This window comes from Halomonas colorata, assembly GCF_014897985.1.
GTDB lineage: Bacteria > Pseudomonadota > Gammaproteobacteria > Pseudomonadales > Halomonadaceae > Vreelandella > Vreelandella colorata.
In genome coordinates this window covers 111109-123425 of sequence record NZ_JABUZA010000006.1, presented here as the reverse complement: position 1 = coordinate 123425, position 12317 = coordinate 111109, and the positions used below count along the sequence as shown (strand labels likewise).

Genomic DNA, 12317 nt, shown 5'->3' with positions numbered 1-12317 from the left:
TTCGTCATGAGCATGAAACTGATCCGCATCAAAGACGTCATGGATCGTACTGGGCTGGCCAGATCGACGGTCTACAAGTACATCAGCCTGGGACAATTCCCCCAGTCTATTAAACTGGGTACCCGAGCGGTTGCCTGGGTCGAAAGTGAAATTGAAACCTGGATTTGTGAAAGCATTGAGCGCAGAGATGAAAAAGCGTTATAGAGATTAAACCAGCTTTTGCTAATTTAATTGAAGAGTTGATTATCCACTGGCTTTCCTTCACTTCAGCTAGCACCCACCTGCATCCGGCGAACTTCCATCATCCTTTCTAACCCTTGTTTAATTATTATTAATCTAATCAATTAATCTAATCAAAGGGTAAGGGGAGGGGCCTCAAGCCCCTTACCTAAGTAGCCGCCAAAAGGTTAATAACCGATATACCACCACCGTATTGAATCCAGCACCCGCTGGAGGATTCGTCGTGCCTGACATAACGCCCATGCCGCAGAAGCCGTGGGCTACTACACCTATCAAGGAGATTAAAATGCTACCACCACGTTACTCAAACGCTAACCTGAACATTGGCAATTCCCCAATGTTCAACGGGCTAAGCCTTCAAGAGAAACACCTGCCAATGGCCAGTGAATACCTTCAGGCCCTTTACGACACAATGCAAAAGGCACTCGTTGACTACCCACGCGTGCTAGCCTTCAGGGTTGATCCTGTTATCCCCACGGCAATAAGCGACAGGATGACGTTAGAGGATCATAAAGGCCTTATCGCAAGGTTCATTGCTTCCTTGAAAGCGATTATCAAACATGATCGTAAGATTAAGCGCCAAGCTGGCTGGGTGCCTGATACCAAGGTGCGCTACGTGTGGTGTCGGGAGGTTGGCCTTAACGGTAAGCCGCACTACCACTTCTTTCTCTTGCTGAATCGTGACGTCTATCACATGCCTGGTAAGGCATGCTCTCAAAACGAGAACCTCATCAGTCGCGTGTCACGCGCGTGGTACAGCGCGTTGGGGGTCACGTGGAATCCACAAGATCCATGGGTTCGCGTGCCTACTCATCCGTTCTATTGGATCGAACGGGGTGATGTGAACAGCTTTCAGCAGGCGTTTTATCGCGCCTCTTACTTTTGCAAAGCGAATACAAAGCAGTATGGGCTAGGTTTAAGGGCGTTTGGCACTAGTCGTAACTAAGGGTCGTTGTATATCACTACCCATCTCACTAAGCCTTTTTAGGCCAATGGACACTGCTAACCGAGTATGGCTTTGCCCACATGCCCCCACACCGCTAAACTCGGCTCACTATTTTGTGGGGGCTATGTATCAGCCATGCCCACGGTTATCGCCATACATGGAATCATCAATGAGCCACACCGTTACGCTGCAACAGCTGGAATCCTTCTTATGGGAAGCCGCCGATATTCTACGCGGCAATATGGATGCGTCCGAGTACAAGGATTACATCTTCGGCATGATGTTCTTGAAGCGCCTGTCGGATGCCTTCGAGGAAGCCCAGGAGTCGGTAGTTGAGTATTACCTCAGCAAAGGCAAAAGCGAAGCCCAGGCGCGTGAGCTGGCCGATGATGAAGATGAGTACGACAAAACCTTCTACATCCCGCCTGTCGCCCGCTGGGGTGCCATCAAAGACCTGAAGCACGATATTGGCGCGGAGCTGAACAAGGCCACCGAAGCCATTGAAGAGCATAACGCCACGCTGGAAGGCGTGCTGGTATCGATCGACTTCAACATTAAGAACAAGCTCTCTGATAAGAAGCTGCGGGATCTGCTCAGCCATTTCAGCCGCTACCGGTTACGCAACCAGGATTTCGAGCGGCCTGACCTGCTGGGCACGGCCTACGAATACCTGATTAAGATGTTCGCCGACAGTGCCGGTAAAAAAGGCGGCGAGTTCTACACGCCTTCTGAAGTGGTGCAGCTACTGGTATCGCTGCTCAAGCCCCACGCGGGAATGCGCATTTACGACCCCACGGCGGGGTCGGGCGGTATGTTGGTGCAAACCCGCAATCATCTAGCCATCAATGGCGAGAACCCGGCCAACTTATCGCTGTTTGGCCAGGAGATGAACCTGAATACCTGGGCCATCTGCAAGATGAACATGTTCTTGCACGGCGTTTACAGCGCCGATATTCGTAAGGGCGACACGCTAGGCGACCCTCAGCTCACCCAAGGTGGTGAGCTGATGACCTTCGACCGGGTACTGGCCAATCCGCCGTTCAGCTTGAAGAAGTGGGGCAAGGAAGAAGCCGAGAATGACCCCTATGGCCGCTACCCCTACGGCACGCCACCCAAAGATTCCGGCGACTTGGCCTTTGTGCAGCACATGATCGCTAGCCTGAATGCCGAAGGCATGATGGGCGTGGTGATGCCACACGGTGTGCTGTTCCGGGGTGCCAGCGAAAAAGCCATCCGTCAGGGCATTTTGAACGACGACCTGCTAGAAGCCGTGATTGGCTTGCCACCGGCGCTTTTCTACGGCACCGGCATTCCCGCTAGCCTGCTGATTATAAATAAGCAGAAACACGCCGAACGTAAAGGCAAGGTGCTGTTTATCAACAGCGAGCTGGAGTTTGAAGAAGGCAAGAACCAGAACAAGCTGCGTCAGCAGGATATTGAGAAAATCGTTGCTACCTTTGACGATTACGCCGAGATCAAGCGCTACTCCAAGGTCGTCACCCTGGCTGAGATTGCCGAGAACGACTACAACCTGAACATCCGCCGCTACGCTGACACCAGCCCACCGCCGGAAATCTTCGATGTGCGTGCCATCCTCCACGGCGGCATCCCCGTGCGGGAAGTGGAAAGCGAGTATATCCGCGAAGAGATCCTAATGGAGTTTGACGTTAGCTGCGTATTTGATCGGCGTGATGAAGCCTACTACGACTTCAAGCCCGCTATTCAAGCCAAAGAACAGCTGCGTAATATTGCTCAACAAGAAGCGCCCGATGCTGAAAACAGCGCCGCTATTATCAGCCAGCTAGAACGCTGGTGGGACAAGTACAAGGTATCGCTACACAAACTGGATGCTGAAGTAGTCGAAGCGGAAAACGTGATGAAGGGATATTTGAAGGAGCTGGGGTATGAGTAACCTCGGTGATGTTCTGCGACAGGTGACCTGCATTCCAAGCGCTATTCCGGATGACTGGTCGTTTCGAAAACTCACTGATGTCTGCAGTCCAAAGCAATGGCGCACCGTTTCATCTTCAGAAATGACTGAGTCGGGGTATCCGGTATTTGGTGCAAACGGTTTCGTTGGGTTCTACCCTGAGTACAACCATACGGATGAAACGATTGCTATAACCTGCCGAGGCAATACGTGTGGAACGATCAATCGCATTCCGCCAAAAACTTATATCACCGGCAACTCTATGGCGCTAGACAACGTCCAGAGCGAAGTCATTTCACAAAATTATCTCTATTACGCACTGAAATATCGTGGTGTTGGCGATTCCATTTCTGGAAGCGCCCAACCACAAATTACAGGCGCTGGACTACGGACGGTCGAATTTCCTGCCCCTCCACTTCCCGAACAGAAAGAAATCGCCGCCATCCTGACATCCGTCGATGAGGTGATCGAAAAAACACGCGCACAGATCGACAAACTGAAAGACCTGAAAGCCGGTATGATGCAGGAGCTGCTGACTAAGGGGATTGGTCATACTGAGTTCAAGGGCTCCCCGATGGGGCGTATACCGGCTTCTTGGGAGGTTGCTGACTTAATATCGCTAAGCCTTAATGGAATTTCGAATGGGGTATTCAATGACCCCAAAAAAGTCGGTAAAGGAAAAAAAATAATCAATGTCTACGATATGTACCAAGGCTTTGGTGTAAATACAGCATCATTAAAATTAGTAGACATAAACGAAAAGGAATTCAGTAGAAACCAAGTCAAATATGGAGATGTGTTTTTCACTCGTTCGTCTCTAAAGCTGGAAGGCATTGCTTATTGCAACATAAACTTATCCAAGGACAATGACATTACTTACGATGGTCACTTGATGAGAGTTCGGCCAGATAAAAATCGAGTTCACCCAAAATATCTGGCGCATTTCTGCCTCTCTGATCATGCGCGTAAATTTTTTATGGCTGCCGCTAAGCATTCAACCATGACAACGATAGGACAGGCTGACATTTCTTCGTTAGAAATTGCGCTACCTCCACTATCTGAACAGGAAGAAATAATTTCAGTTATTAGTGCTGTGGAATGCAGAATAAAGACTGTTAACACTAGACTTCAGCAAAAAACAGCTTTGAAAAAAGCCCTGATGCAAGACCTACTCACCGGCAAAGTCCGTGTTCAGGTCGATACCCGCGAGCTAGCCGAAGCCTAAACTTCCTCCCCCATCTGCTCCTTTTCTTGAGTTGACAGGTCTGTATTTTAACCCATACTTGTCAACTCACTTCCTCGTTACTAAGGTGTCCCCCATGCTGCATGATCGTTTGCATCGTGCGCGTGTCCTCAAGAATATGACCCTGCAGCAGGTGGCCGACCAGCTGGGGGACATTACCAAGCAGGCTCTGTCTAAATATGAGCAGGGCAAGGACGCGCCCAATTCCACTCGCTTAATCCAGCTCGCCGATGTGCTGGGGGTCAGCCCTGAGTATTTTTTCCGCCCGGATTCCGTGGCGTTAGGCGCAGTCGACTTTCGCAAGCATTCCGCCTTTGGCAAACGCCAGCAGGAAGCTGTGAAAGAGCAGGTGCGCGAGCACCTTGAGCGCTATTTGGCGGCGGAAAGCGTGTTTGAGACTGAACCACGCCGCCGTGGTTTTACCCAATGGCATCGACGTTTTGCGGTCGCTAACGCTGAGGAGATCGAACAGGCGGCGGAAGCGCTGCGCCACGCCTGGAGCCTGGGGCTAAACCCGATTGCCAACCTGACCGAAACCCTGGAAGAAAACGACATCAAAGTCGTGGGCCTACATGCTCACCAAAAGTTTGATGGCCTGTGTGCCCTGGTCAACGATGGTGCTGATGCGGTGATTGTGAGCAACACTGATCGCCCCGGTGAACGCCAACGCTTTAACCTCGCCCATGAGCTGGGCCACCTCGTCATGGCCATACCCGAGGCAATTCACGGTACTCGGGAAGAAGAGAACAACTGCCACCGCTTTGCCGGTGCCTTTCTGTTTCCTGCCAGCCAAGTACGCGCCATTTTCGGCGAGCACCGCAAGCGTGTTTTGTTTGACGAGTTCCTGCTGGCAAAACAAGAGTGGGGCATTTCCATTCAGGCGATTCTACGGCGGCTGCATGATCTGGGCATCATCAACCCAAACCTCTACCAAAGCACCGTTAAATACTGGTCAATGCAGGGCTACCGCACCAGTGAGCCTAATCCCTTGCCCTCAGAGACTTCTTACCGCCTACGGCAGCTGGTTTACCGGGCCCTTGCGGAAGGGTTAGTGACTCCCTCCCGGGCAGCGGAATTACTCAATACCGGCCTGGGGGATATCCAGGAGGTAATGGCCAACGGACAGACAGGTGGCGGCACACATGTCAGCGAAAATACTGGTCTCTGATACCAATATTTGGATTGATCTTCATCGTAGCGGCCTACTGGCAACTGTCTTTGAACTGCCCCATCAATTCGTCACCACAGATTTTGTATGGCGAGAGCTAAGGCAACCACCCGGCCAGCAGTTGGCGGCTCTAGGGCTGATGGTAAAAGGCTTAAGTGGCGATGAGGTGGTGTCGCTTTTTGAACTTCGCCGAACCCTGGGCAACTCTTCTCTGGCCGATGTGTCCTGCTATTTTCTGGCCAGGGAACGTCGTTGGCCGCTATTGACCGGTGACGGTGCGCTGCGCAAATCCGGCCAACAAAGCCAGCTTGAGGTGCGGGGTGTGCTCTGGATTTTGGACGAGTTGGAACGCCACGCCTTGCTGTCGACGCAACAGCTCGCCGATGCGTTAGACAGCATGCTGAAGGCAGGTGCCCGATTACCGGAGACTGAATGCCGTAAACGGCTGAACCGATGGCGGTAGCATGGTAGGCTGAGCAAAAAGTATGACAAAGGATACTTACCTTGTTCCAGGATGAAGTCGAAAAGGTCGAACTGCCTGCCATTGCCCAGCTTCAGCAACTGGGGTGGCGTTATGTTCCTGGGGCAAGTTTATCCCCTGTACTGCCTATTGACGGTGCTCCTTCTACCGGTGAGCGTGGCTACTATCGTGATGTAGTGCTGGTCAAACAGTTAGAAGCCGCCCTGCGGCGCTTGAATCCCTGGATCAGCGAAGAAAACCTGCGCAAGGTACTGCGGGAGATTACCCACCCTCTCCATGCGGGGTTGATGGAGTACAACCACGCCATCTACCAGCAGTTGGTCAATTATCTTTCGGTTGAGCAAGACGTGGGTAAAGGGCGCAAGGGGCAGACGGTCAAAATCATCGACTTCGACCAGCCTGATAACAATGAATTTCTCTGCACCAACCAATTCAAAATTGAAGGCCTCAACCAGAACATCATCCCGGATATCGTCTGCTTCGTGAACGGCCTGCCGTTGGCAGTGATTGAGTGTAAGTCGCCCTATATTGCCGATGCCCTAGCACAAGGTGTTGACCAGTTACGGCGCTACGCCAACCTGCGTTACCCTGAAGATGACGAAGGTGCTCAAAAGCTTTTCTGGTACAACCAACTGTTGGTCTCCACCTGCCGCGACCAAGCCAGAGTGGGTACGATTAGCTCTAGCGCTCAGCATTACGGCGATTGGAAAGATGCCTATCCGTTTACCGACAGGGATATCCGCCAGCTACTCGCTTCCACTCAGGTAGCCCAGCCCCTACCTGCCTCCACTGCTTACCAAGTGACAGATGTGCCTTCTCCTGCTTACCTGCTAGAAGCGCAACGTATTGCAGCGGGCCAACCAGCTCAAGCAGATATCAGCGCCCAAGAGCGGCTACTCGCAGGGCTTTTCTCGCCCGCTAATTTTCTCGACGTACTGCAGAACTTCACGCTATTCGAAGCAGTGGATGGTCGGCTGATTAAAAAGATAGCCCGCTACCAGCAGTACCGCGCTGTTAATAAGGTGATTGAACGCCTGAAAGCAGGTCGGGATCGTAAGGAAAAATCCGGGGTGGTTTGGCATACCCAAGGTTCGGGCAAATCGCTCACCATGGTTATGCTGGCGGTGAAGATGCGCCGTGACCCAGAACTACAGCAGTACAAGCTGGTGTTCATTACTGACCGCACGCAGCTGGATAGCCAGCTCTCCGCGACGTTCCGCGATGCTCAGAATGAAACCATTCACAATGCCGGTTCTGTTGCTCAACTTAAAACGCTGTTGCAGCGGGATTCGTCGGATATCGTTACAGCCATGGTGCAGAAGTTTCAGGATGCAGAAGCCGAAGGCGATTTCAGCGACCTGAACCCCAGCGATAAAGTGATCGTGCTGGCTGATGAGGCCCACCGCACCCAGTTCGGTAACCTCGCTTCCACCATTAACGCCGCGCTACCTAATGCCCCCAAGATTGGCTTTACCGGCACACCTTTGCTGAAAACGCAGAAAATGAGCCAGGCGTTTGGTGGCTATATTGATCAATACAAAATTAACGAGGCCGTAGCCGATGGGGCCACGGTGCGTATTCTCTACGAAGGCCGTCAGGTATTGACCGATGTGGTGGGCGATTCACTGGACGCGCTTTTCGACGAGTACTTTCGCGATTACAGCGATGACGAAAAAAAAGAGATCAGGAAAAAGTACGGGGTGGAACGTGCGATACGCGAGGCACCGGCACGCATCCGTTGGGTATGCATCGACCTGCTGAAACACTACCGCGAGCATATTCAGCCCAACGGCTTTAAAGCGATGATTGTGGTCGGTAGCCGCTATGCCGCCACGCTGTTCAAGAAAACCCTGGATGAGCTGGGTGCTCCGCCGTCTGAGGTCATTGTTTCCGGCAGCCACAACGACCCGGCTTACTTAACGCAGTACACCGATAAAGCACGCCAGAAACAGGTTGTCGGCAACTTCACCAAGCCGTTAAGTGAAGACCCAACGGCTTTTCTGATCGTGAAAGATATGCTGCTAACCGGCTTTGATGCGCCCATTGCTCAGGCCATGTATATCGACCGCAACCTGAAAGACCACACGTTGATGCAGGCGATTGCACGGGTTAACCGCACCTGCTCGTCACCTAACGGCAAGGGGACAAAGCAGGCAGGCTTCATTGTCGATTACTACGGGCTATCTGATCAGCTGACCGAAGCGCTGGAGATGTTCAGTAACGAGGACGCTGAAGGCACCTACCACAGCCTGAAAGACGAGATCCCCAAGCTGAAGGCCGCCCACACAAGGGTGGCCAAGCTATTTGCAGGGGTGAAAGAGAAGGATATTGATGCCTACGTCCTTTTCCTCAAGGATGAAGACAAACGCCAGCAGTTTGAGCTGGCGTATAAAGCCTTTGCCAAACAAATGGATATCATCCTGCCGGATACAGCGGCCAAACCGTTTGTGCCTGACCTAAAATTCTGGGGCAAGGTGCAAAACGCTGCGAGAAACCGCTACCGTGACCCAGGCCTTAATCTGGCCGATGTAGGTGAAAAAGTTCGCAAGCTGGTGGAAGACCACATTATCAGTACCGGGGTAGACCCCAAGATCCCGCCAGTGGATTTAATGGATGCCAACTTCAAGCAAACCGTGGAGCAGATCAAATCCCCGGAATCGAAAGCGTCCGAGATCGAAAGCGCGATTAAGCACCACATCACCGTCAACCTGGAAGAAGACCCCGAGTATTACAAATCGCTTAGCCTACGCCTGCGCGATATTATCGAGAAAACGGCGGGTAAATGGGACCAACAGTTGGAGCTGCTCTCGCAGATGGTTAGCACCATCAGCACCGAGCATAAACAGGAAGCCGATGCCCTGGGGCTGAGTGAAACCGAGTTTGCTTTCTACAACATCCTAATGGCGGAAGTGACCCACCATGCCGGGGAAGATGCCATCAGCGAAGCGGTGCATGATGAGATCAAGGCCATCAGCCAAGACCTCGTTGGAATGTTTGATGAAGCCACCCAGATCGTCGACTTCTTCGATAAGCAGGATCAGGTCAAACGCATGAAAAAAGAGATTAAGCGCGCCGTTCTGGATGGCTCCTTTGCGGATAAAGCACTGGTCACTGTGGTGCAAGACCGCTTTATGGAGCTGGCCAAAAACCGTTTTGGAAAAGCGAATCCATGACCGCCATGGCAAACCCAACCGAATACCGAGATGCCTCGGGTTTTATTGCCGAAATCATCCGCACTAATCGCCGTAAATCGGCGGATATCCGCGTGGAAGAAGGCGCAGTATCTATCGTGGTGCCCAGTGAGACCCCACTGGAAAAGATTGACCAGCTGTTGGCTAGCAAGCGGCGCTGGATCAAAGAAAAAATGGCCTTACACCAGCTGGCCGCGCCTGCCAGTAGCCGCGAGTTTGTCTCCGGTGAAGCGTTTCCTTATCTGGGGCGCAACTACCGCCTCAAGATAGAAACCGGTGCCTTTGCCCCGGTAAAGCTGGTACACGGCAGATTGTTAATAACGCTACCTAGCGGCCCGGAACGCCCGCACATGGTGCGCAACGCCTTGGTACGCTGGTACAAACGCCAAGCCGAACAAAAAATAAAAGAGAAAGTAACGCGTTTTGCCCCCATCGTGGGAGTATCACCTATGGGCGTAGGCATTCGCACGTTCAAGTCACGCTGGGGAAGCTGCACCACCAAAGGGAAGCTGGAGTTTAATTGGCAGATTATGATGGCCCCCAACCGAATGGTGGATTACGTGGTGATGCACGAGCTTTGCCACCTGATCCGCCACGATCACTCCTCTGAGTTTTGGAATGAGCTTGGACGGGTGATGCCGGACTATCCACAATGCCGTGAATGGTTGAGGGAAAATGCGGAGAGGGTGAGGTTTTGATGGGTTTCTTGAATTGCAGCAATTTCGCATGTGGTAACGAACTGTCACTTAACGACCCTGAGCGGACGTTGCGAGTGCTGGATGGTTAGCGATTGGATGATTTGCAAGGACTAAATAATGCTAGAAAGAATATGCCGAGTTAAGGGAGTTGGCCTTCTTCATGATGCAGACGGCAGGCAGCATACTTTTAAGAAGGCAACTCTCGTTTATGCTGATAACGGAGTAGGTAAGTCTACGCTCGCGTCTATCTTTCGGTCTTGTGCTTCTAATAACCCTGATTTAATTCTTCGCCGAAAAACGATAGATGGCAACTACCAACCCGAAGTTCTCCTTCAATTCTCGAATGGGCAGCAGTCGGCGTTTGCAAATGTAAGTTGGAGCAACTCACATCCAGAATTGCTGGTTTTCGATGCGGACTTTGTAGAGCAAAACGTATACGCGGGCGGTCAGGTAACGACTGATCAGCGGAAGAATCTACTTCAATTTGCGTTGGGCTCCAGCGCCGTAAATGCTCAACGCGAGTACGATCAAGCTGACAATGATGCGCTCACGGCATCGCAATTGGTAAGAGACCTCACTAGTCAGCTTGCTGGGTTTCATCGGGGACTGTTACTACAACAGTTTCGAGAACTAGCGGAAGTGGCGGATGCCGACAACCAGATAGCAGCGTTAAACGAGCGTATTGTTGAAGCACAAAATATAGGCTTAATTCAAGCGAAAGCTATGCCTAAAAAGTTAGATGAGCCAGCTTTTGACGTTGTAAAAATCTTCGACATATTAGAAAGCTCGCTCACCGATATTGACCTGGCCGCTGAGCAACGAGTCAAGCAACACTTAGACTCTCATGCCAAGACGAACCTTGAAAGATGGATCAGTGATGGCCGTGCCTTTGGAGAAATGGAAAGTTGCCCATATTGCGACCAACCACTTGAAGGGGTCGATCTCATACAAGCTTACCGTAGCTATTTCAATAAGGATTACAACCTATTGAAGGCTTCTGTCGCTGATCTGGCCAGGCTAATATCAATTACAACGCCCGAAGCAATCATCGAGAGACTCCAAGCAAGTTTTGCGACTGCCAGCGCGATTATTGATGGTTGGCAGGAGCATGTTGAAATACCTCCTCCAGAGTTTGATAGTGAGGCGGCCAAGCAAAAATTGGATGCCATAAGAGGTCGCCTTGATGCTCTAAGGCTTGCCAAAGAAGCAAATATCCTTGAATCAGTAGGTTCCGGCGACACAAAGAATGAACTGATTGCCATATGGGAAGAGCTCGTTGGAATAGTAAAGTCTTGTAATGATGGTATAGACAATGCATTTAACCTAATCACGTCATACAAGACGCACTTAGCCGCTGTGAATCCGGATGGCTTACGTCAGGCAATTGCTAATTTGGAGCTTGCGAAGGTACGACATCGACAGGATGTTGTTGATCTCTTCTCTCAACTTGATGCGGCGCGTGCGCAGGAAATTACTAGTGGGGCAGAAAAGCAAAATAAAAAGGATGCCTTGAATGCCACCATGCAGACAACACTCAAACGCTACAAAGGAAGAATAAATCAACTGCTTAGTAGTTTCGGTGTTCAATTTTCAATTCCAAATATAGATTTCAACTACAGGGGCGGATTAAGAAGCAATTACAACTTACAAATGCGAGGAGCAGATATTGAGTTGACCGGAGGCATACCAGACTTTAAGACTTCTTTGAGTGAGGGTGACAAGCGGACGTTGGCATTTGCGTTTTTTATAGCATCGGTTGAGTCCGACCCCGACTTGGCAAATAAAGTCGTTTTCATTGATGACCCCATGTGTAGCTTGGATCTTAATCGCAAGCAGCAGACGCGATTGATCTTGAAGAGAGTTCATGACGTCTGTGAGCAACTAATCGTGTTGGTTCACGATATTCATTTCATGAGAAGCCTAAGAGATGAAATTTTGCGAGCTAGTGCTCCTCAAAATATTTCATGTGTGAAGCTAAAAACTGTCGCAAACCGTTATAGTAACTTTGATTCAATTGACGTTGATAAAGAGTGCGAGAGTGCGTATTTCAAATGTCATAGGGTTTTGGGCGAATATTTGAACGGCACATCACAGAGCAGTATGGAGGTGGCTAGATCGATAAGGCCTATGCTTGAAGGATATTTGCATCGTCGGTTTCCTGGCTTGATAAACAAGGGCTTGCTCTTTGGAAAGGTTGTCGAGGCAATCAATAATGCACCAAATGGCAGTCCTCTTGTTCATGCGCAGAATATTACCAATGAGTTAAATGAGATCAATGGTTACGCCGGCCAGTTCCATCACGACACCAATCCATCTGCTGATCAAGTGCAGATTATAGATGGTGAGTTACGGGTGTTCGTGGAGCGAGCTATCAATGTTGTTCATGCTGGTATGGCTTAGTCGTTCTGGGCGTGGCGAGC

9 protein-coding genes are annotated in these 12317 nt (G+C 50.8%); all 9 read left to right on the top strand.

Annotation, left to right across the window (positions count from 1 at the left end):
- Window positions 1-6: 6 nt before the first annotated feature.
- The 9 genes from INT33_RS05220 to INT33_RS05180 all read left to right on the top strand — a co-directional run bounded on the left by INT33_RS05220 (window position 7) and on the right by INT33_RS05180 (window position 12297).
- A complete protein-coding gene (locus INT33_RS05220) occupies window positions 7-204 on the top strand; it encodes a helix-turn-helix transcriptional regulator (RefSeq protein WP_226940079.1) in 198 nt (65 codons plus the stop codon).
- A 322-nt stretch (window positions 205-526) separates the two neighbouring features.
- Entirely contained in the window at window positions 527-1186 is a 660-nt protein-coding gene (locus tag INT33_RS05215) for an inovirus Gp2 family protein (protein WP_226940078.1), read from the top strand.
- 169 nt (window positions 1187-1355) lie between these two features.
- Window positions 1356-3098: a type I restriction-modification system subunit M gene (locus INT33_RS05210; RefSeq protein WP_193091302.1), complete on the top strand. Its 1743-nt coding sequence runs from the start codon at window positions 1356-1358 to the stop codon at window positions 3096-3098.
- Window positions 3091-4341 (top strand): restriction endonuclease subunit S, encoded by a 1251-nt coding sequence (locus INT33_RS05205; protein WP_193091301.1) that lies wholly within the window; start codon window positions 3091-3093, stop codon window positions 4339-4341. The genes INT33_RS05210 and INT33_RS05205 overlap by 8 nt, the downstream gene beginning before the upstream one ends.
- A 94-nt stretch (window positions 4342-4435) precedes the next feature.
- Complete coding sequence (locus INT33_RS05200) at window positions 4436-5527, top strand: helix-turn-helix domain-containing protein (protein ID WP_193091300.1); 1092 nt, start codon at window positions 4436-4438, stop codon at window positions 5525-5527.
- The gene (locus INT33_RS05195) at window positions 5502-5990 is read left to right on the top strand and encodes a type II toxin-antitoxin system VapC family toxin (protein WP_193091299.1); all 489 of its coding nucleotides are present in this window, start codon (window positions 5502-5504) and stop codon (window positions 5988-5990) included. Before INT33_RS05200 ends, INT33_RS05195 begins: the two co-directional genes overlap by 26 nt.
- Window positions 5991-6031: 41 nt before the next feature.
- Window positions 6032-9181: a type I restriction endonuclease subunit R gene (locus INT33_RS05190; RefSeq protein WP_193091298.1), complete on the top strand. Its 3150-nt coding sequence runs from the start codon at window positions 6032-6034 to the stop codon at window positions 9179-9181.
- Window positions 9178-9897, top strand: a complete 720-nt coding sequence (locus INT33_RS05185) for a M48 family metallopeptidase (RefSeq protein WP_226940077.1) — start codon at window positions 9178-9180, stop codon at window positions 9895-9897. Before INT33_RS05190 ends, INT33_RS05185 begins: the two co-directional genes overlap by 4 nt.
- A 117-nt stretch (window positions 9898-10014) precedes the next feature.
- Window positions 10015-12297, top strand: a complete 2283-nt coding sequence (locus tag INT33_RS05180) for an AAA family ATPase (protein WP_193091297.1) — start codon at window positions 10015-10017, stop codon at window positions 12295-12297.
- Window positions 12298-12317: the final 20 nt, after the last annotated feature.